The organism is Mucilaginibacter gracilis, from assembly GCF_003633615.1.
Lineage (GTDB): Bacteria > Bacteroidota > Bacteroidia > Sphingobacteriales > Sphingobacteriaceae > Mucilaginibacter > Mucilaginibacter gracilis.
Window position 1 is genome coordinate 882,395 of the sequence record NZ_RBKU01000001.1, and the last position, 21,399, is coordinate 903,793.

General features: G+C 42.0%; 15 protein-coding genes and 1 tRNA gene. 6 read left to right on the forward strand and 10 right to left on the reverse strand.

From position 1 onward, the window contains the following. Positions 1-2 precede the first annotated feature (2 nt). The gene (locus BDD43_RS03700; RefSeq protein ID WP_121196427.1) at positions 3-3,644 is read right to left on the reverse strand and encodes a YobI family P-loop NTPase; all 3,642 of its coding nucleotides are present in this window, start codon (positions 3,642-3,644) and stop codon (positions 3-5) included. A 498-nt stretch (positions 3,645-4,142) separates the two neighbouring features. Here BDD43_RS03700 and BDD43_RS03710 point away from each other — a divergent pair, with 498 nt between their 5' ends. Beyond that, complete coding sequence (locus BDD43_RS03710; protein ID WP_121196430.1) at positions 4,143-4,916, forward strand: sce7726 family protein; 774 nt, start codon at positions 4,143-4,145, stop codon at positions 4,914-4,916. Here the strand turns inward: BDD43_RS03710 and BDD43_RS03715 are convergent. The 3 genes from BDD43_RS03715 to BDD43_RS03725 are packed head-to-tail and all read right to left on the reverse strand — an operon-like array spanning position 4,913 to position 7,505. Then, the gene (locus tag BDD43_RS03715) at positions 4,913-6,031 is read right to left on the reverse strand and encodes a beta family protein (RefSeq protein WP_121196432.1); all 1,119 of its coding nucleotides are present in this window, start codon (positions 6,029-6,031) and stop codon (positions 4,913-4,915) included. The genes BDD43_RS03710 and BDD43_RS03715 overlap by 4 nt on opposite strands. A gap of 20 nt (positions 6,032-6,051) precedes the next feature. Continuing rightward, a complete protein-coding gene (locus BDD43_RS03720) occupies positions 6,052-7,152 on the reverse strand; it encodes a HigA family addiction module antitoxin (RefSeq protein ID WP_121196434.1) in 1,101 nt (366 codons plus the stop codon). Between the two features lie 20 nt (positions 7,153-7,172). Beyond that, positions 7,173-7,505 (reverse strand): type II toxin-antitoxin system RelE/ParE family toxin, encoded by a 333-nt coding sequence (locus BDD43_RS03725; RefSeq protein ID WP_121201867.1) that lies wholly within the window; start codon positions 7,503-7,505, stop codon positions 7,173-7,175. A gap of 162 nt (positions 7,506-7,667) precedes the next feature. Here BDD43_RS03725 and BDD43_RS03730 point away from each other — a divergent pair, with 162 nt between their 5' ends. After that, positions 7,668-8,435, forward strand: a complete 768-nt coding sequence (locus BDD43_RS03730) for a hypothetical protein (protein WP_121196435.1) — start codon at positions 7,668-7,670, stop codon at positions 8,433-8,435. A 645-nt stretch (positions 8,436-9,080) separates the two neighbouring features. On the opposite strand, the gene BDD43_RS03735 is transcribed toward BDD43_RS03730, so the two are convergent. From BDD43_RS03735 to BDD43_RS03745, 3 genes are all read right to left on the reverse strand, one after another. Then, entirely contained in the window at positions 9,081-9,308 is a 228-nt protein-coding gene (locus tag BDD43_RS03735) for a hypothetical protein (protein ID WP_121196437.1), read from the reverse strand. 105 nt (positions 9,309-9,413) lie between these two features. Next, positions 9,414-10,733, reverse strand: a complete 1,320-nt coding sequence (locus BDD43_RS03740) for a site-specific integrase (protein WP_121196438.1) — start codon at positions 10,731-10,733, stop codon at positions 9,414-9,416. Between the two features lie 188 nt (positions 10,734-10,921). Next, positions 10,922-10,998, reverse strand: a tRNA-Asn gene (locus BDD43_RS03745). Between the two features lie 87 nt (positions 10,999-11,085). Between BDD43_RS03745 and BDD43_RS03750 the strand changes: the two genes are divergently transcribed. Together BDD43_RS03750 and BDD43_RS03755 are read left to right on the forward strand one after the other, a co-directional pair. After that, positions 11,086-12,003, forward strand: coding sequence for a PfkB family carbohydrate kinase (locus tag BDD43_RS03750; protein WP_121196439.1), 918 nt, complete (start codon positions 11,086-11,088; stop codon positions 12,001-12,003). A gap of 96 nt (positions 12,004-12,099) precedes the next feature. Further along, on the forward strand, positions 12,100-13,086 hold the full coding sequence (locus BDD43_RS03755) for an aldo/keto reductase (RefSeq protein WP_121196441.1): 987 nt from the start codon (positions 12,100-12,102) through the stop codon (positions 13,084-13,086). Positions 13,087-13,388: 302 nt separating this feature from the next. On the opposite strand, the gene BDD43_RS03760 is transcribed toward BDD43_RS03755, so the two are convergent. Continuing rightward, positions 13,389-14,795: a tetratricopeptide repeat protein gene (locus BDD43_RS03760; RefSeq protein ID WP_121196442.1), complete on the reverse strand. Its 1,407-nt coding sequence runs from the start codon at positions 14,793-14,795 to the stop codon at positions 13,389-13,391. Positions 14,796-15,050: 255 nt separating this feature from the next. On the opposite strand from BDD43_RS03760, the gene amaB reads away from it, so the two are divergent. Both amaB and BDD43_RS03770 read left to right on the forward strand, forming a co-directional pair. After that, positions 15,051-16,592 (forward strand): L-piperidine-6-carboxylate dehydrogenase, encoded by a 1,542-nt coding sequence (amaB, locus tag BDD43_RS03765; protein WP_121196443.1) that lies wholly within the window; start codon positions 15,051-15,053, stop codon positions 16,590-16,592. Positions 16,593-16,792: 200 nt separating this feature from the next. After that, positions 16,793-18,448, forward strand: a complete 1,656-nt coding sequence (locus BDD43_RS03770; protein ID WP_121196445.1) for a S8 family serine peptidase — start codon at positions 16,793-16,795, stop codon at positions 18,446-18,448. 80 nt (positions 18,449-18,528) lie between these two features. Here the strand turns inward: BDD43_RS03770 and BDD43_RS03775 are convergent, their stop codons facing one another. Together BDD43_RS03775 and BDD43_RS03780 are read right to left on the reverse strand one after the other, a co-directional pair. Next, positions 18,529-19,221, reverse strand: coding sequence for a response regulator transcription factor (locus BDD43_RS03775; protein ID WP_211339650.1), 693 nt, complete (start codon positions 19,219-19,221; stop codon positions 18,529-18,531). Beyond that, positions 19,218-21,101 (reverse strand): sensor histidine kinase, encoded by a 1,884-nt coding sequence (locus BDD43_RS03780; RefSeq protein ID WP_121196448.1) that lies wholly within the window; start codon positions 21,099-21,101, stop codon positions 19,218-19,220. Before BDD43_RS03780 ends, BDD43_RS03775 begins: the two co-directional genes overlap by 4 nt. Between the last annotated feature and the right edge of the window lie 298 nt (positions 21,102-21,399).

Here is a 21,399-nt window from a genome sequence, read left to right on the forward strand (position 1 = left end):
CATCATTTTCTCCAGGTATTAATTACAATATGGTCCTTTATCGGTTTAATGCTGGAAACATAATCACTGCTATCCAAGAAATTAGCCAGCGCCCAGTTCTCCGGTGTACCGGGCAGCGAGGGTTGTTTTCCTCTTTCCGTGATTTTTGCATAATTTCCATGCAATGCGTTTAGCAGCGTAGTCAACTGGGCGTTATCTATCGATTGCAAATGCTGATTTAAGAGTTCTACTTTGATCTTCGTATTGTTATTAAATGATATGAGTTTAACTAACAAAGGATAAGCTAATGGCAGCATTCTTTGCTTATATACCACGGTGGTGATGAGTTCTCCTAATCTATTGCTGTTAATAAGGTCCACATTCATGTCCGTAAGCAACATTTTCTTTTGCGCGCCGGTCAATACCTGCGAAGCATAGAGCAAACGATAATCGCTTTCGTCGAAAGAGATTTGGGCCTTCAGCTTCTTGTAATTCACAAAGTCATTCTCTACTAAATGCACATTTTTTCCGTCAAAGTGTGTTTTTAAGGTCTGGTAGTTAGCCAGCGTCATATTGACCTTCTTCACCTGAAGTAAAATATTGACTTTGGAGGCGGACACTTTTTCCATGTTCAATGAGTTCCAGGTCCATGGTATGCCTGCGATAAGTTTAGCGTAAGCGGAATCACTCAGCCTGTCTTCGGTAAGGATGGCGACAGCTATCTGTTCATTAGTTGGTGCATCAGTACCAATGGTAAGCATGCGTTTGCTAGCAAGTGCGCCGTAGACGGATGGGGTGTCGAGGTATTCCAGCAAGGTGCCATCCAGCGAACTGGTTTCCAGAAAACGTAGGCTCACGTTCTTCCAGGTAGGCAGGACACGTACGTGCTCCAATAGGGCACCCCATAACGATGGGTCCACACTGGTAAGTGTGCTAACTGAAGTTTCAATCTTCTCGATTAACGAGATCTTGTCGTCGGGCTCTATGTCATTATTATTCAGCAATTCCAGATAAAATTGTTCAGCTTCCAGCGTATTATCCGGCAGACTGAATAGCACCATGCCGAGATACTCATTGATATTAGCCCCGATATAATTGTTCAAGAGTTCACAGCCAGAATTGCGTATGGCCGAATAATTGGCCTTTACTAAATCATACGTTTTTGATTGGTCTGCATAATGGCTGATGATTGTTTGGATCATCGTTTCATTGATTTCATAATAAGATTGTTGATAAATATGATCGAACAATTCTTTTCTTGATGCTATAAACTCTAGGTCGCGGAACTTAATGGACAGTTCTTTCAGCATTTTTTTGATTTGCCCATCATCTTCAATTGTGGGGAACAACGTAAGGAATTGACTATGGTCTTGAATGCTTTTCTTTAACCGTCCGGATTTGTTTAATTCCTTAAGGTCACTCGTGTCAGCGAACTTCACGATCAGTTTTAGATAGTCGTCAAGTCTTTCTTTAGTAAAATTAGAGGTCGTGTTCAGTTCATCCCAGATATCCGGCCACTGTTTGCACAATGCCTTAAAAAATACGCCGGTCAGTTTGCCTATGCGCAGGTAATCATCAATAAATTTCAATGAAACGGGCTGTTTATCACTAAGCTGCTTTACAACAGTTAGTAATTCCGTCTTGTAAGTGAGGTTGTTTTCTGCCAAAAAATCTACAAACTGGTAGTTCAAAACCTCACGCTGGCGAAATTCGCTCGGCTGTAGTTTTTTAATTAATTGATCGATTTTAACCAAGTCATAATCGGCAGGCAAACGTAAATGATTTTTGACGCTAAATACAAATTCCATATCGGTCCGCGTGATGGTGCCCTCATAAAAATGCGATATATAGGATTGATAAGTTTCATCAATATAACCGTGGCGCAACAAGTAGATCAATATGCGCTCTTTCTCCAATTCCGGCAATATAGCTGCCTCGGGATTTCGCTCAATAATGTCAGCCAATTTCAAGTGTTCCAGGTTAGCGATTTCCTCTTGCCATTTGCCGATCTGCTGTTTTAATTTTTCAGTTTCCTGGTTGAATTTTAAAGACACTTGTTTTATTCGGTCCTGATAACTGCGTTTTGGATCGATTGTATTTTCAACTGTTTTAAAGGATAGGTTGGAATTTCGCCAGCCACCATATTGTACGGTGATCGTCTTGATATTGTTCTCTTTGGTTAGCGCATCGAAGACACTGTCCTCATTCAGTTGCGCGATCGTATAGCTGTTTCCCCCCAGATCGAAACGGTACGAGTCTGGTAGTGCTTTGATTAAGGCATATAAGTATACGCTGCGCAGCTCATTCAGATCTAACAGGTGAATGCCTTCTAATTCAGTGATCGTGGTACGGGCGTTTGCGATTTGTTCATTAATGGTTATAATCATACCATTAACTATCTCCCGTTTATTATCAAAACTCCCGTAAATCAGTCCCTTATTGACGTTCAAATTCGCGAAATCTGTGGGATAGAAATTTTTATAAAGGATCATGCTGAAAAGCTTCTCCTCGGTAAGGTTCAATTTTAATTTATTTTTATAAATGATATATTCATTGAATACATTTTTAAGCTGTCGCATGTCTTCAATGAAAAAAGTAACATTCATCAAAAAATTATCGGTCAGCTTGCCTTGTGCTTTGGCAAACTGGAACTTCTTTAACAAAAGCTCACCGGAGTTGGAGGAATTGATCACCGGTATGACCGGTATAAAAAAATCGAAAAATTTAGTTCGCTCATCATTGATAAATACATCATCTTTTAAGGCGTAAACGAAAGTCACTTTATGATTGATCTGACTTGAATTGTTGATGATGTTGTTAAGCTCCCGCAATTTAGAGAATAGCTTCTCCGGATCTTCGAAACGGTCCAGATCCTCCAGGGCTATCACATTATAACCTGTTTTTTCGAAAAAATACAAAATCTCGTCCAAGTGTTTGTTGAGAATCGATGCATCGACATCGCCTGCCAATTCAATCTCGCCACTAGTCAAGTTCAGTTTATGGAAACGGGCACTGTTGTAATTGCGTAACAAATTTTTTAAAATCAACGCTACGCCAGTCAGAAAAATGCTTCCGGATAAGTAAACTAGCAGGTCATTGTTTTTTAACTTAAATGCAGGCCACCAGGAAATCCGATCGAAGAAAGTCGGTTTAAAAAGAAAGATTCCGGCTATTACACAAAATAGCAACCAAATCGCCTGAAATAACAAATAGCCATTTTTTGTGGCTTTGATTCGTTTAAAGCGTGAGTCCGGCATTTGCTGGCCACTTACCCGGTAAAAGATCTGTTGAAGAATGCTGATCTCAATCCGCTTCCGGTCTTGTTCATCGTCCGCAGAAATCTCATCAAAGGAGGCCAGTGATATATTTAGGTATTTATACTCGGGGTGTTTAAGCTCAAATGTTTTCAAGATGCTACTCTTGCCTGAGCCATAAGGTCCGGTTAGTGCTAAATTTCGAATATTAGGATTGTCCAACGCCCAAGAGAGGGTTTTGGCATATACGAGGTCCTCATCAGCATTCCCAACAGGTGTAAGGTCCTCAAATGAATTAGGATTGGGCAAAAAAGCATTCCCGGTAAATCTTTCATTGAGGAGTTTTAAACCTTGAATAATATAGACTAGAATAGTACTAATGCATTTTTTTAAATATTTCTTTACTGACATAAGGTTTCGGACAAATAAAACCCTAAGATACAGTATTTAACAGATGTAGCCATGTGCCAGCTTCACCCGCTATGATCAAATTTGCGATTTCATAGTTCATCTTTCCCGGTGGTTGACTTAGGTATCCATGATGCCGACGATGACTGGGTGCTGATTTTTCTAGCGTTCGTAAAACAGTCATCATGACTGTTTTAAAATATATGATAAAGCGCTTGAACAAGCTGAGTTGTATTTTCTCCTCAGCACTTTTCAATATTAACAAAATCGATAGGATGACTGAGTGCTTATAGTTAGTGGCATGAGTCCTACGCATCTTTTTGGTAACAATAAGTTTGATTTCATTTAGCGAATCATTCAGGATGCCCTAACGGATTTAGATTGTTTGGTAAATGACAGACCGCAGCAAGAGCCCCCGACACCGTTGCTGTAAAGCAAAATGAAAGCTCATAAAATAATTTATTAAACTTTGTTTTTTTTGAGTTATTTTACATTAATCTCATGGGAAAACGTAGTCAGCAGACGGTAATTGATTATAAGGCGGTTAAGGAAGTAGTCAAATGTTATAATACATTGGATTACGGTCCGAAGTTACGGGAATTGCTTTTAATGGTCTATCCCGAAAATAATTTTAACAAATGCTGTAAGTTGGAATTGCATCGGAGACTGAACGATTTGATCTTGCATAGCTATGATGGGGAACAAGTGCTCAAGTACGAACTCTTCAAGGAATTTTATAACAAAAACGTGGTTGCGGCTTATGAGATCAAAGTAAAAAGCAGTCGAGTGGATTTTCTGACCATCAACGGATATACAACCAGTTTTGAAATTAAGTCCAACCTTGACAATCTGGATAAGTTGGTTAAGCAATCGATAGACTATTTATCGGCCTTCGAGCTCAATAACCTTGTGATTCATGAGCGCCACCTTAGAAAATGCCTTGACATGATACCCGCAAATTTTGGGATCATCACCGTGGACAAAGACCAGCACAGCTTTTACCGCAAACCGAAGTTCAATCAACACCTTAATCCAGCGGTTCAGTTGTCGCTGCTGACCAAAAAAGAACTGCTCCATTGTTTTGGTTCGGCAAATCAGGAAGATATTTTGATCAGTAATAATACCACGACGATCAACGACCTTTTTAAACTGGCGCTGAAAGATCGATATCGCAGCAGGTGGGAATTCATTGTCGAACACCGTAAAGATATCATGCCGATAGATATCCAGTTTTTCTTTAATAAGAATATCAAACCGGCACACATTTACAGCTAAAGCACGAAATAACCGTCCTGTATTTTTGTCCGGATGCAATGGAGATAATGTTCCATGGATATCCTTTTGAACTTAGCCTGGTTTTTACCGCTTTCTATTTTGTCCCAGATATTTTCGATCATTTTCCAGCCTTTGTTATCAGCAGAGAGATATTCCAGTTCATCGCTTTGCATGCGCGCGGCCGTATCTGACCGCAATACAGCGGGAACGATGATGTTTTCGAAATCTGCCAGTTCACGCGCTTCCGAACCTTTATACCCATAAAAGTTATTTTGAACGGCGTCATAAAAGATAAAACCAGGACTGATACCGCCGCCGCCCTCGATCTTGTCTTTTTTGATACCCGCATAATCCGCAAAACAATCCGCACCCATGCGGTCATACTTATTCATCAAACTGTTATCAATCACCTCGATCCTTTCGCCCTGTTCCAGTTCAAAATTCTTAATACTATTGTAAATGCAATTACGAAGGAGAACTACATGGCATTTGTCAAAGTCTTTTAAATAATCGATCATGAATTGGACAGTTGCCATATCGTCTTTGTCTGACAAACAATAATCTTCTAAGTCAACGATCAGAAAATCATCCCCTTGGGCTACGGAGCTAATCTGGTTCATGTCATTGGTAAAGGTCTTTTCCGAAGTTCTGAATGCAACTGTCGGAAATACCACCCGCAGATCAGCCTCCTGTAATTTAATTGAATTTGGCTCACCCGTTAACTGCGAATAGGTGCTGATAACCGGGATGATTTTATTGCGCAGGTAATTCAAACTGAGCAAATATTCTGTGCGTATCTTTCGCTGACCTACCACACCGCGTAAAAACTCCAGCACCTCTTTCTTCATGTTCCTGGACTGGTTTAAATGCACCGGAAGGTCTACAAAAACTTTCTCGCTTCTAATGCTGTTTAAGGTTGGGATGTAAATTTCGTTGAAATGCTTGGGTTCACGGGCCTTCTTGGGCTTTCCGGGTTTAGGTTTCGGGGGCAAACGCTCGAATTCCTTGAAAATTTCTACATAAGGGAAAATATCGGGACCAAACTCAAACGAGGTTAGTACTTTCTTCTCTTCCTGGCGTAATCTGAAAACTGGTATATAGGTTGGTATACTCATGGCTGGTTGAATTAAATAAACTAATGTTGGATGAAATAATCGAGGTTGATCTTTACTTTTAGATTAGCTCCGAAATGATGGGGAACCAAATTCAGGTTTTGCAAACGGCCGACAACAATAGCCGGATGCGTCGCATACTCGCGAGCAACTCGCCGCACCGCTTTTTCGTCCACCTGCTGTTGATCGATCCCTTCCAAAAAGTCATCCGGGAGTAACCAGTCTCGGGCAAAATCATTAGCTTCCTGTTCTTTTGCAGTGTCATTTTCGACACCTTCGAATTCTTCAATGAAAATGTCCTTTTTCCCATGAAGCAGGATATGCCCGGCTTCATGATAAAACGTAAACCAAAAATGATCATTGGTCTTGTAGCGATCAGTGATCTGAATTAAAGGTGTACCACCGACCCAGCGCGCCGCACCGCTAATGGGGGCTTTGGGCAGACTATTGGAAAAAATGACCGCGACACCCGCTTGCTGACACAAGGATTGCAGGGTCGTCGGGAAGTCTTCCGGCTGGGATACCACTAAACTTTTGATCTCCTGCAGCACAACCTTGAAACTATCCTTTTTAAATTCAGGGAACTGTTGTTTCCTTAATTGCAGTTCCGCGATTCTTAACCAGGCGGCCATACTGCTCAATAAAGTTTTGTGACTGGGGCTTTTCCTAAAACTGGTTTGTGCGTAATTTTCGATATATACATTCTCCCATTCAACAGGGGAGACAACACCGTAAAATTGCAGGCACTCCTCGACCATCTCCGTTCCTACATTTCTGGTTTTCAGATACCCGTATTTTTGTAACTCTTTAATCGGCTGTTCTTTCAGCCAGTCCAGGCATTGCTCTAAAAATTCTTCCTGTTCAATTCTCGCCAACTTTTCACGGTAATACATTTCCCGGTTCAGCCAGAACTGCATATCAATACCCAGCACCTTTTCCAGTTGCATAGCGGTATTGACCGTAATAGGTGCTTTACCCGAGATCAGGTCATTGATCTTTCCAGGCGTTTTCCCCATGCGTTCAGCCAATTCGGCCTGGCTCATTTTCAGATACTCGATGGTCTCCAAAATGGTATCGCCGGGCTTAGTTAACAATTCTCTTTCTATTTTTATATTGCTGCTCATGTCTATTCTTTTGGGATGGATTAATGGTAATCTGTGGTATCTATAATCCTGATATCAGTCACTTCCAGGGTATCAACGCCACCCGTTTCCTTTTGCGGAACCGGCTCATGGTTGATATCAAATACCAACCGGTGATTCCCTGAAATGTCCAAAGCCCATTCGCCTTGCATATCACCTGACAGCGGGTGACAGTTTGCCGCAGGGATCTGCATCAGTACTTTCAGATTGGGGGATGCTTCAATATCATCCAATCGCTGCTGTACTTTTTTAGCCATCGTCCCATAGGCCTTTTTTATCTCGGCCGCAGAACTTAGCTTTTTCCTTATTTTATTTGAACGGTAACTGATGTTCATTTTAATAATTTTAATTACCGATTTTCGGTAATATTTTTTCAAAGGTACAGATTGTTTTTGAAAATCCAAATTTCAGACTTTTTATATGGCTGATAATGAGTGTATTTTTAGGCCAGCATAAAACTTATAGGTTATATTTACAGACAAGATCAAAAAATCGATATGCCTAAACAGAGAATCTGCGCTTATTGCCAAAAGAAAGCCAAGCTGACCAGGGAGCATATCTGGCCCAGCTGCCTGATCAGCCGCATGCCGGAACTGCAAGTTAATTATTTAGGTAAAAAACACGTTCTAATGGCCGGCGATTTGGTGGTCGCAGATGTCTGTGCGGATTGCAATAACAAAAAGCTGTCGCCTTTGGATGCCTATTTTTGTTCCTTGTACGACCAATATTTTAAAGATTTTAAAGAAGACCTGACACCGTTTACTCTCACCTATGATTACGACCTGCTGCTGCGCAGTCTGCTCAAGATCACTTATAATTCCTCCCGCACAGTGACTCGTGACTATAATGATTTCGAAACATACCGCGATTATATTTTAAACGGGAATAAAATGCATCCAAACATTCTGGTCAAATTAGATATTGTCCAGCCCACAATAATTGACGCCCGTAAATTCTACCCATCCTCTGCTAGGTGTGGAACTATACAGCTTGGCGGCCCAATGCCAAACTTCCTCGTAAGGTTCATTTCGGTCAATTCCTTTTATTTTTATATCATCCTATCTAAATCAGCTGTTCTGAAAAATGATATGGAAGAGGAATTTTATCGCATTTTCGACAATATACAGGGTACCATTGTCCATCCGTACAGGCAAGAAGTTATTGTAGATACCTTTTCGGACATTGACACTCAGGGCAGTCATCAGGATTTACTAGCAAATACACATGATATTTACTTGGCTTACAAAGACAAGAAAAGAAGATAAAAAGGCGGTCAGTACTATAACCAATTTCCTCTTTTTAATTAAGAGGATCATACTTCTTAATACTTGGGCGATTAATTATGTAAATTTTGAATGACCATTTTGAACCGATTGATGAATGTTCAATATCTACCGTGTTCAATTATTGATAACTATTTATTATCATATCCCATTGATAGCTTTTTTAAAAGCATTGACATTTCATTGTTTGAAAAATCAATGCTTGGGGTGCATTGGCAGTCTGCTTAACGGTCATCAGACATTATGCATGTACTGTTAAAGGTACTATTGGGAAATCCCTCTTTCTTCAATACGAGAATGAGATTTACAAATCCAAATCGTCGATTAAATGCCAATCAGACAGGAAATAGTTTGAGATTTGTACAGTAGCCACCACAAACAAAAACAGGCCTCTTTCTATCTAAAAGGCACATTTCGTGGCATAGGGCCATTTCGTCGGGCTGTTCTGTCGATGGGTTTTATTCAATTTTTTGTTTAACTCCGCGTAATTACGTTACAAATACGTTACGATCTTTTTGCGCCTAAAGCATTGCCTTGCCATCCGGAATTAGTTAATCAGCTTGGCGAGGCGGTCCGGCGCGCAAGGCAAAACAATAAAATTTTAGAATTGAGCTAAGGATTTGGTTATCAGCGACGTTGCATCTGCATATGGTGGCGAAACAGGCGCTCCTGGCTTTCCCTTAACTCCGTTTTCCGGTTACGGTGACGCACCCAGGCGGCAAACAGTGACCATACTATACCCGCGACTACAAATGCAGTTATGTAACCGGTTAAGAGGTTTTTTGAAAACAAAGCTCCCCAAAATGCGCCGGTTGTAATAAACACGGCTAAAACAAAAAAGATGAACGTTCTCATAAGTCTAAATTGCTAATTAATTTAGTTAATTCCAAAAGAAATTTTCCTCAAATAATGATTATTAAAGGCCCTGATATTTTATACCGGGCCTTTCTTCTTGACTTTTCATGCCTGTAACTTCGGTAATTCAATTTGGTTAAACAAAATTCTTACAGTTGCAAAGGGATCATCGTCCTGTTTCTTATCCAAACTCCTTAATAGATTAAGCACGGCATCCTGTACCTCATCTACAATACTCCAATCCTTATCCAAATAAATATCAGTCGTAGTTCGCCCATGATCTACATGATTAAGCGCTAACGCAACATCATCTTTGGACATCCTGCATTTGTTTCGAGCAAGGTTGCCAAAAGTGTGTCGTGCCCAATAATAGGTTATCCCCGATAATTCCGTTGTTTTACACACCTCGACCATCCCCTCACTTAATGCTGCATTTAAGTTTCCTATCGTAGCATATCTTTCACCCAGGCAATCACCATATTTTGAAAGTAGACCAACAGCCTCAGACGGTACCTGAATACTGATAAAAGCCTTGTCCTTACGTTTTCCTTTAGTCTTTGAGCGGTTGTATTCCATCCGTCCATTGCGTACTACATATCGCGAATGGTACAGATCAACAGCGTTGATACCGCATAGATAGAACGACAGCATAAACATGTCTCTGGCAAGTTCTGCCCGGCTACCCGCCTTGACCTTACAATCCCTAATCAATTTTACTTGTTCAATTTCGATGTTACGTTTCTTGGTTTCCGGGGCATCAACAATCTTATACTCCGTAAAGGGACTATAAGTAATCAAGGTGATTCCTAACGATGGTTTATTGTAATAAGCCATTGCTGCGGAAAACAAACCCCTGAAGTCTCTTAGATAATTATGTACGCTTGCATCGGATATGCCTTTGGTCTCTATTGTATAGGTTTTACCAAATTGATTAGTGCGTTCCATTTTCCTGGTACCTCTTAAATACCGTTCATACGCATAGAGAGTTCTCAAAGTAATTTCTTCTATAGGTAATGACTTCCTGTTAAAAAAATCCTGTAAACTATTGGCAACCGTGTTATAGTTGGTAGCGCTCTTAGCCTGGCCATTTACTTTTAACGTATTGATATGGATTTGACAGAATTGAAGAAAATCCACACCCTCATTCGATTTTAATAGGTAATCCCTTAAGTCCTTAGCCGTGTAATAATCAAGTTTACTACCGAGCCTGCTTATTTCTTCGCGGTAGCTATCAAGGGTATTGTTTAAAACCTTCAAGATAAAAGTGTCCTTTATCTCTAATGATTTTGTGAGTTTTTTATCAGTTACATAATGCTCTGTATCTATAAAAACCCGTTCTGTTTTGTGGTAAACGCAAATTTTTACGTTGTAGGTACCATCTGCCTTTTTGTGGTGCTTAAATACTTTAGCGCTTAAAGTGGCCATAAATCAGTGATTTAACCACGAAACTCTGTTACATATTTGTAACAAAACCCCGTGAAGTTTAACAAAAAACCCTGTAAAACCTAAAATTTGAAAGTATAGCCTCTGATAAGTCAGAATGACAAAAAGTGCATTTTTTGCACTAAATAGGCCATTTTTGTATAAAAAAAGCCCCACAGACATGTGGGGCTTGGCTCCTGAGGCTGGGCTCGAACCAGCGACCCTCTGATTAACAGTCAGATGCTCTAACCAGCTGAGCTACTCAGGAGTGTTTTCCTGTTTGGAGTGGGGCAAAAGTATGATTATTCATCTAATTTCACAATATTTGTACAAAAAAAATTTAAAAAAATTATAAATGAGTTTAGTTGTTATTGGTACTGTGGCATTTGACGCCATTGAAACGCCTTTTGGTAAAACAGATAAAATTGTTGGCGGTGCTGCTACTTACGCAAGTTTGGCTGCATCTTACTTTTACGATAAAGTTAAAATTGTGGCCGTTGTAGGCGACGATTTCCCTGCTTTTGAAATTGAAGAACTTAACAATCACTACATTAACACCGAAGGTTTACAGGTTAAAGCGGGCCAAAAATCGTTCTTTTGGGCTGGCAGGTATCATAACGACATGAACAGCCGCGATACATTAGTAACCGAACTTAATGTTTTGGCCGATTTTGATCCCATTATTCCCGAAAGCTATCAGGATTGCGAATACCTGATGCTGGGCAACCTCACACCGCAAATTCAGCAAACGGTTATTGAACGCTTACATAAGCGCCCTAAACTCATTGTGATGGATACCATGAACTTTTGGATGGACATTGCGATGGACGACCTCCTAAAAACTATCAGCATGGTTGATGTGCTAACTATTAACGATGCCGAGGCCCGCCAGCTTTCGGGAGAGTACTCCTTGGTTAAGGCCGCTAAAAAGATACTCGCTATGGGCCCTAAATACCTCATCATTAAAAAAGGTGAGCACGGCGCGCTGTTGTTTAGCGACGATTTGATCTTCTCGGCACCAGCCCTGCCACTGGCCGACGTTTTCGACCCAACAGGCGCGGGCGATACCTTTGCCGGAGGCTTTATTGGCTACCTGGCCAAAGTTGGCACCGTTAACTTCAACAACATGAAAAATGCCATCATCTACGGCTCGGCACTGGCTTCGTTTTGCGTAGAGAAGTTTGGCACCGAACGCTTAAAAAGCTTAACCGAAGACGATGTAAAAGCACGCATACAGCAGTTTGTGCGCCTTTCGTCTTTCGTTATCGAATAATAAAAACCAAAAGCAAGAGTTAAGATACAAGGCTAAATTCAAACATCTCGTATCTTGATTCTTGCTTCTTAACTCCTGCATCTCAATAACACAGCTATGAAATACCGCGAATTAGGCAATACCGGCGAACAACTTTCGGCAATTGGTTTGGGCTGCATGGGCATGACGCATGCTTACGGCGACCGTAACGACGACGAATCTATCAACGTGCTTAACCTGGCACTCGATCTGGGTATCAACTTTTGGGATACAGCCGATATTTACGGCCCGCACACCAACGAACAACTCATAGCCCGGGTATTGGCACCAAACCGCTCCAAAGTGTTTATAGCTACCAAATTTGGCTTCCTGGAGAGCGGGGCTTACGACCGATCTTTTGACGCATCTCCCGCTTATGCCCAAAAAGCTGTTGAAGCCAGTTTAAAACGCCTTAATGTTAATGTGATTGATTTGTATTACGCCCATCGCATTGACCCTAACATACCGCTCGAAGAGATGATAGGCGGCATGGCCGAACTGGTTAAACAAGGCAAGGTGCGCTACCTTGGCTTGTCCGAAGCGTCGGCAGATACCCTTGCCCGTGCCTGCAAGGTTCATCCCATTGCGGCATTACAAAGCGAATACTCCCTGTTAACCCGCGACCCGGAAGACAAAATAATACCGGCTTGCCGCCAACTGGGTATTGGTTTTATACCCTTTAGTCCGCTTTCGCGGGGACTGGTAACCGCCACACTGCCCGCAGATGCCAACCAATTAAACGCTACCGATTTTCGCCATACTATCCCGCGCTTTCAGGGCGAGTTTCTGGATAACAACAACAAACTAGTTATCGATTTTGCCCAACTTGCTGCCGATAAAGGTTGCACACCAGCCCAACTGGCCTTGGCCTGGGTATTGGCCCAGGGCGATGGCATTATCCCAATCCCCGGCACAAAAAAAACAAAGTACCTTAAAGAAAACGCCGACGCGGTGGATATTGAATTAACCCCGTTTGACTTTACAGCCATTAACGACGTACTCAAAAAACACCCCAACACCGGGCCCCGCTACACCGAAGCCGGCATGAAACTGGTAGACAAATAACCCATAAAGCTAAATCCCCATTCAAAATTGATTGAGTGGGGATATTTCAAGAATTATTGCAAATTACAGACTTAGAAGTAGCAAATAACAGCACGAGGATTAGTCCGAGCGATTTCTGCCATGAGTAAGGTAAGGCACCTACTAATTGACTGGTTCTTTTCTACCGACCTGTAACTCCTGCGGAGTTTAGAATGAGTATTGTCAGAAATCTGCTGCATCCAACGGTAAGTTGTAGTTTTGTTGGATGCAGAAGATTTCTCCTTCGTAGGGGACGACAATAATATTTTATAATTTCCTAATCGCTAATTATTGGTATACCGGTTTATAATGTCAATAATCACTTTGTTCTCCTGTAGTTGCGGCAGGTAATCAAAAAGGATATAGTGCTTTTCGGGATCCGAAGTAAGGGCCTGTTCTAAAAAGTTAAGAGCCTCGTTCAACTCGCCTTTTGCAAAAAGGTAGGCTACCATGCGGTAGTACAGTTCCGCCGAATCGGGATTGTTTTTTATGGCTTCGGTGATGATCTCTATGGCACTATCCAGTTTTTTTTGCTCGTATAGTATCGACGAATAATCTAACCAGGCATCGCTATCAAGCGGGTTTAGTTCAACAACCTTTTCGTAACCAAACTCCGCTTCGGTTAAGTGGCCCAGTTTGTATTCGGCATCGGCAATGGCAAACCAGTAATCGGCATTGGTTAAATCCAAATCGAGGGCTTTTTTATAAAAATGCAGGGCCTCAAAATAGCGTTCTTCAAAATCGAGCGTTACACCAACACCAAACCAGGCATCGGCCAGCTTAGGGTCCATTTTAACCGATTTTTTGTAGAACGAACGTGCATCGTCCATCTGCTCCAGCTTTTCGTAGCATTCGCCAATAGCGCAATAAGTATCGGCATTGGGTTGTTCGTACTCAAAAGTTTGGCGGTAAACCTCAATGGCCTCGGCATATTTTTCCAGGTTAACCAGTGCGTTACCCTTGTTAAAGTAGGCCGATGCAAAGCTATCCTTAATTAATATAGCGTAATCGTAAGCGTCGATAGCTTTTTCAAACAAACTCAATTTAGTAAAGGCATTACCCAAATTGTACCAGGCGGCGTAACTGTACGGCTCATTATCAATATATTGTTGATAAAATTGTACGCTTTCGGCCTGGTTATCCATTACATCATAGCAAAAGGCCAGTTCGTATAAAGCGTCCTGGTTTTCCATGTTTTGCTCAAGGCATAACTTAAGGTAGGTTATGGCGGTATCGTAATCGCCCATGTTTTGATGTACGTAGGCTACGTGTAACAATATCTCGTCGGTTTCTTCGGCCATGCCGAGGGCCTTTTCGTAGTTCTCCAAAGCTTCGGGGTAACGGTCGATACTTTCGTAAAGGTTACCACGGATGATGTAAATATCAACATCAGATGCTTCGAGGGTTTGAGCCCTGTCGAGCGCGGCAAAAGCATCGCCCACGCGGTTGGTAACTACAAATAGCTGGGCCTGCTTAATTAAAAAAACTGCTGCAAAAGGGTGCTGGGCGCGGGCATACTCAACCACCTGTAAAGCCTTAACCGGATCGTTTTTTTCAATGTAATAGTCGATGATGTTCTCAAACGCTTGTGCATCAAAAAAGTACTGATCGTGGTTACGAATCATCTCTTCGTAACGTTCCACCGAAAATTTTGGGTCTTCGGTGAAGTCAAATTCAAACTCTTCTTCCATTCAATCTTGTTTGCAGAACTTCTGCTTTAGTCCTTTTATATAATTAGAGTATAAACTTTCGTTAAGTTAAGATAGCTATAATACCCGCCGGTAACTAATTTAGTTTTCCACATATCCCCATTTAACATAAATTTTTGATTAAGTGCCTGATATTAAATTGAAAACATTTTAACCGAATATCACATCCGGTAGCACAACGAGAGGGTAATTGGGCCGGTATATTTATTTAACTTTGACAAAGTTATTATAAAAGCCATGGATAACAAAACCAAAACTATACTAAGTAATTTAGGTATTAACGCAATAAATGATGCTTTTAGTACTGGCAGTACTTGGGGAAGTGCCCCCGGCTGCACGGTAAGCACCATATCATCGCCGGTTGACGGGCAAAAAATTGCAGACGTTAACATGGCTACCACAGCCTGTTATGATAAAACTATTTTAAAAGCCACCGAAGCGTTTACCACCTGGCGCGGCATACCTGCACCCAAACGCGGCGAAATAGTGAGGCAAATTGGCCTTGCACTACGGGCGCATAAAGACGACCTTGGTTACCTGGTATCGTATGAGATGGGCAAGAGCCTGCAGGAAGGACGCGGCGAAGTGCAGGAGATGATTGATATTTGCGATTTTGCAGTTGGCCTTAGCCGCCAGCTATACGGTTTAACCATGCACTCCGAAAGGCCGCAGCACCGCATGTACGAGCAATATCACCCGCTTGGTGTTGTGGGCATTATTTCGGCATTTAACTTCCCGGTGGCGGTTTGGAGCTGGAACGCTATGCTGGGCTGGGTTTGCGGCGATGTTTGCGTTTGGAAACCATCCGAAAAAACACCTTTAACTGCCATTGCCTGCCAGCATATTGTACAAACTGTTTTTGAGGCCAATAGTGTACCCGAAGGGGTATCGTGCCTGGTAATAGGCGATAGGAGCATTGGCGAACTGATGGCTAATGATACCCGCGTACCTTTAATATCGGCAACGGGCTCTACCCGCATGGGCAAGGCCGTAGCTGCTGCCGTGGGTGCAAGGCTGGGTAAAAGTTTGCTGGAACTTGGCGGCAACAACGCCGTTATTATTAGCGAACATGCCGACCTGAATATTGCCTTAACGGGAGCCGTTTTTGGGGCAGTAGGCACCGCGGGGCAACGCTGTACAACCACACGCCGACTAATTATTCACGAAAGTATTTATGATGCCTTTAGGCAAAAACTGGTAAATGCCTACAGCCAGCTACGCATAGGCAACCCGCTTAACGAGCATAACCATGTTGGCCCGTTAATTGACCATGATGCGGTTGAGGCCTATTTAAAATCGATAACGGCTTGCAAGGCTCAGGGCGGTAAATTTATTGTGGAAGGCGGTGTGTTAAGCGGCGATGGCTATGAATCGGGCTGTTATGTTAGGCCATGTATTGCCGAGGTTGAAAACCATTACGGCATTGTGCAGCACGAAACCTTTGCACCTATTTTGTATTTAATTAAATATAGCACTTTAAACCAGGCTATCCAACTGCAAAACGGCGTTCCGCAGGGTTTATCATCGGCCATTATTACCAACCATTTGCGCGAAGCCGAAGCATTTTTATCGGCATCGGGTTCTGATTGCGGCATTGCCAATGTAAACATAGGCACATCGGGAGCCGAAATTGGCGGAGCCTTTGGCGGCGAAAAAGAAACAGGCGGCGGGCGCGAGTCGGGCTCGGATGCCTGGAAGGTTTATATGCGCAGGCAAACCAACACCATTAATTACTCAACCAGCCTGCCACTGGCGCAGGGAATAAAGTTTGAGCTGTAACTGTTTCACGGTTATGTATTGCGCATTTAATACATAACCGTGAAACTTAAAAATAAAAAACTGGTTTGGCATTAACCCTAATGCCCGGTATTCATAATTACCTATCCTCAAAGTAAAATTTATGTGCTATTACATTAAAATGTAGTACAAATGTTTTATCTATGCCGGATAATATAGCATCCAATAAATTTCTGTTTTAAATGACTAATATATCTTATAAAATCTTAGGCCTGGTTACCGGCGGCGCTTTGTTGCTTAATGCTGTTGCAATGGCACAAACCGCTCCTGCCGCTTTACCTGTTGAACCACCACTACCCAAAAACTGGCACCAGCTTGATTACAAAACCGATGGCTATTATGGCATTAGCTTAAAACAGGCTTATAATTTGCTAAAGGGCAAAAAAAGCAAACAGGTTATTGTTGCCATTATTGATAGCGGCGTTGATACCCTGCAGCGCGACCTGACGGGTGTTTTATGGACTAACCCCAAAGAGATACCGGGTAACGGCATTGACGACGACCATGATGGTTATATTGACGATGTACACGGCTGGAACTTTTTAGGCGGCCCCAACGGCAAGTGCGACTTTAACGAAACTACCGAAGAAATACGCGAATATGCACGGTTAAAAGCAAAATATGACAACGCTACCGAAGCAACCGCAAGCAATAAGAAAGAATATAACTATTGGTTAAAGGTTAAAACTACGCGCGACTCGACAGTTGATAAAGCACAGGCAGAAATTAAACAACTTTCGCCGTTATTAAATGTGCTGATGGTTACGAGCGGTATTATTAAAAATGAACTAAAACTCACTTCGGACGTATCATTTACGGTTGCTGATCTGGATAAGATTAAATCGGCAAATGATACCGTGATGCAGAGCAAAACCATTTGGACGGGCATTTTGCAGGAGGAAGGCGGCGATGCCACCAGCGCTAAAACAATTAAGGATTTAAGCGAATATCTTAAAAAATTAAACAGCGATATTAACCCCGACCTGGATGCGCGCAAAACCATTATGGATAACGACCCCGATGATAACAGCAGCAGCAAATACGGTAACAACTTACTAAAATTTGAAGATGCATCGCACGGTACGGGTGTTGCGGGCTTAATTGGCGCCATACGCAACAACGGCTACGGTATTGATGGCGTTGCCGATAATGTTAGGCTAATGCCCATTAAAGCCGTGCCCGATGGCGATGAATATGATAAGGATATTGCCAACGCCATCCGCTTTGCGGTTGACCACGGGGCCAAGGTAATCAACATGAGTTTCGGCAAAAAAATATCGCCACATAAAAACTGGGTCGACTCGGCCTTTAAATATGCTGCCGCCCATAATGTTTTGCTGGTAATGGCTGCCGGCAATGATAACCAGGATATTGATGCTAAACCAGAATTCCCCAACGACCAGTTTGCCGATGGATCAGGAAATGATGCCGCTAACATGATTAATGTTGGTGCATCGTCGGCCAAGCTTAACGAAAAACTGGCCGCAACCTTTAGCAATTACGGCAAAAAAAATGTGGATGTTTTTGCCCCCGGCGTTAAAGTAACATCAATTGATAAAGACGCCGAGTTTGATACCGCCGATGGTACCAGCTTTGCATCGCCCATAACGGCCGGTATTGCAGCGCTGTTGCTTGAATATTACCCAACCCTAAGTGCAAGGCAGGTAAAGCAAATTATACTAAAATCGGCAACGCCGTTAACAGGCACTATGGTTTTAAAACCAGGCAGCACCACCGAAAAGGTTGACTTTACAACGCTATCAAAAACCGGCGGTATTGTTAATGCTTATAAAGCGGTGCTTATTGCGTCGCAAACCAAGGGTGAGTTGAAAAAGTAAATAAACTACTGTTTTAAAAAAAAAGACATCTCAAACAATGGTTCGAGATGTCTTTTTTTTTATGATATAGTGAAGCTATCTTAGTTCACGAGCAGCTTGTACCCTTTGCCGTGTACGTTTATAATTTCAACCTTGGGGTCGTCTTTTAAGTATTTGCGTATTTTGCTTAAAAACACATCCATACTACGGCCGTTAAAGTAATTATCATCGTGCCAGATGCTTAGCAGGGCTTCTTCGCGGGTAAGCACTTCGTTTTGTTTGAGGCACAGCAGGCGCAGCAACTCGGCTTCTTTGGTTGATAGTTTTTGCAGTTGCTCGCCGTCTTTTATGATCTGGGTGGTATAATCAAACTCGTATTTACCAACTTTAAAGTGCGATAGGGTTTCACCGGTTTCTTTACCGTTTTCGTTTACGCGTTTCAGTAAAGCGTTAATGCGTAAAAGCAGTTCCTCTATTCTAAAAGGTTTGGTTATGTAATCGTCGCCACCCAGGTTAAAGGCCTGGGTTTTATCCTCAATCATGGCCTTGGCGGTAGCAAAAATAATGGGCACCTTGGGGTTCATTTTCCTTATCTCTTTACCCAGGGTAAAGCCGTCTTTTTTGGGCATCATCACGTCCAGTATAAGCAGGTCGTAATTGCTTTTGGTAAAGGCTTTAAGCCCTTCTTCGCCATCCTTGCAAAGCACCACATCAAATTTACCTTTTAGTTGCAGGTAATCCTGTAACAACATGCCTAAATTCGGATCATCCTCAACCAATAATATTTTCATCATTTTGATTTACCTTGTGAAATTTCGTCAAACCTCATTTCAAATTCAGATCCCTTCTCTCTTTCCGATTTCACACTGATTGTTCCGTTAAGGCGTTTAACAATTGTATTAACGTAACTTAAACCCAGGCCAAAGCCTTTAACATCGTGCAGGTTACCGGTGGGTATGCGGTAAAACTGCTCAAATATTTTAACCTGCTGATCTGTACTCATGCCTATCCCCTTATCGGCCACACGGATAACGGCCTGGCCGCCTTTACTCAAGGTGCTGATGGTAATTTCGGGCGTTTCGGTGCTGTACTTTATGGCGTTATCAATCAGGTTGTATAACACGTTAGAAAAATGCAGTTCATCGGCCTTTATCACCATTTCCTGGTCGTTAAGGTTAAGGTTTAGGTTAACCTCGTGTTTTTGCAGTTTTAACAACATGCTATCCAAAACGGTAGTTATGGTTTCGTTTACATCAACACGTTTAATATCTAACTTAAAATCGTTTTTCTCTATCCTGGCAATGTTAAGCACGCGCTCAATATGGCTACCCAGGCGCACATTTTCTTCGTATATGATATTGGCCAATTTGGCAACCCGCGATTTATCGCCCGCAATTTCTACATCCTTTAAAGCTTCGCTGGCTATCATAATGGTTGATACCGGTGTTTTAAATTCGTGGGTCATGTTATTGATGAAATCGGTTTTCATTTCCGATATTTTCTTTTGCTTTACGATAGAATAAATGGTATAGCCAAAACAAAAGATGAGCACAACTATAAGCCCGCCGGTGGTAGCCATTGTAGAAGCCATATGGCTCAATATCAATGAGTTTTTTTGCGGGAAAGACACGCGCAGCCTGCCAGGGTCGTTTACGGCGCTGCTAAAAATTGCCTTTTGGTAAGAGTTACCCACCAAAAAAACCGGCACATCGCCCTTGGTATCCCAGGCCTTTGCAAATATGAGCGAATCGTTATCCAGTTTGGCAACATCGTAACTAAACGGCAGGTCAATCCCCTGGTTGTGCAGTTCGGTACGTAAAATGGTATCAAGCGCCAGCAGGTTGATACGCTCTTTTAAAGGTTCGTTTGCCCGTTGGTACTCCCTCACCAGGTTTTCGATAACGCCACCGGATTTTTCGGGCAATGTTGTGTTATTTGGTGTATCGGCAGTTTCTATCTGCAATAAGTGTTGCACTTGTTTTAGCTGTTGCGCCTTGCGTTTGCGCGCCTGTTCTTTAACCCATAGCGGGTTAAGGTTTGGTACCGAAATAATTTGCTTGCCAAATTGCGGATCGAGATAAACAATTTGAGTGGTATCAATATACTTATGCAGTTTGCCGTTTGTACGCAAAAACTGGCGAGGATCTACCGGTTTGGCGGTAATTTGGGGTATAAAGTTTTGGCGTACTACGCCTGTTTCGTCGGTATATTCTTCAACGCGTACCTGTAAATTAATCGACCCGCTCATTTGGTCGAGCGCGTAATCTAACTTACGCTCTTCTATCAAGTGTTTTACACTGTCTTTTAAATTGGCTATGCGCTGCGCGCGCGTAAGCGAATGTTGGGTGTTTTGTGTGCCTGCGCTTGTTGCGGCATGCATACTATGGTGTATGGTTCTGGAATATTTTAGGATAAAGGTTTTCTGCTTCGGTAAATAGGCGGGGTGTTGGGCAATAAGCTGGTTTGGATATTTACTTTTATCTATCAAAAATTTATTTGCATCCTGTTTGCTTATCCTATCAACCACGTTATTAAGTGCCTCGTTAACGGAATGATCAAACAAACTGGATTGCAGACTGTAGCTTTGCCGAAGAAAATAGAATTGCATAGCCATTACACCAAACAGCGCAACAGCCATCAATCCGGTAATGAGGCTAATATTTTTCTTCTTCATCGAACTACAAAAATATTGAAGAATAAAGTAATATAATTTGCTTTAACATTTTTTAACATATCATTTAACATCTTCAAAAACAATTGGTTAATATCTTTGAGCAAATCATTTAAACCACGCCTATCATGAAAAAAAAATTCCCAAATCAGGGCTTTCAATTTGTGTTTTCGCTCGGCATTATTGTTTCATTATTGTTACCCTCGGTATTAGTTGCGCAGTATCCTCACAAACAACACAAAGCTAACATACCAAACCATAATAACCGGTTATTTAAAAGGCATAGGTAATAGAATCAGAA

Coding starts and splice junctions, on each gene's coding strand:
- BDD43_RS03735 (WP_121196437.1), bottom strand. CDS start 9,308: ATGAGAACGTTCATCTTTTTTGTTTTAGCCGTGTTTATTACAACCGGC.
- amaB (WP_121196443.1), top strand. CDS start 15,051: ATGGATAACAAAACCAAAACTATACTAAGTAATTTAGGTATTAACGCA.
- BDD43_RS03770 (WP_121196445.1), top strand. CDS start 16,793: ATGACTAATATATCTTATAAAATCTTAGGCCTGGTTACCGGCGGCGCT.
- BDD43_RS03750 (WP_121196439.1), top strand. CDS start 11,086: ATGAGTTTAGTTGTTATTGGTACTGTGGCATTTGACGCCATTGAAACG.
- BDD43_RS03700 (WP_121196427.1), bottom strand. CDS start 3,644: ATGTCAGTAAAGAAATATTTAAAAAAATGCATTAGTACTATTCTAGTC.
- BDD43_RS03740 (WP_121196438.1), bottom strand. CDS start 10,733: ATGGCCACTTTAAGCGCTAAAGTATTTAAGCACCACAAAAAGGCAGAT.
- BDD43_RS03715 (WP_121196432.1), bottom strand. CDS start 6,031: ATGAGTATACCAACCTATATACCAGTTTTCAGATTACGCCAGGAAGAG.
- BDD43_RS03720 (WP_121196434.1), bottom strand. CDS start 7,152: ATGAGCAGCAATATAAAAATAGAAAGAGAATTGTTAACTAAGCCCGGC.
- BDD43_RS03710 (WP_121196430.1), top strand. CDS start 4,143: ATGGGAAAACGTAGTCAGCAGACGGTAATTGATTATAAGGCGGTTAAG.
- BDD43_RS03780 (WP_121196448.1), bottom strand. CDS start 21,101: ATGAAGAAGAAAAATATTAGCCTCATTACCGGATTGATGGCTGTTGCG.
- BDD43_RS03760 (WP_121196442.1), bottom strand. CDS start 14,795: ATGGAAGAAGAGTTTGAATTTGACTTCACCGAAGACCCAAAATTTTCG.
- BDD43_RS03775 (WP_211339650.1), bottom strand. CDS start 19,221: ATGATGAAAATATTATTGGTTGAGGATGATCCGAATTTAGGCATGTTG.
- BDD43_RS03725 (WP_121201867.1), bottom strand. CDS start 7,505: ATGAACATCAGTTACCGTTCAAATAAAATAAGGAAAAAGCTAAGTTCT.
- BDD43_RS03730 (WP_121196435.1), top strand. CDS start 7,668: ATGCCTAAACAGAGAATCTGCGCTTATTGCCAAAAGAAAGCCAAGCTG.
- BDD43_RS03755 (WP_121196441.1), top strand. CDS start 12,100: ATGAAATACCGCGAATTAGGCAATACCGGCGAACAACTTTCGGCAATT.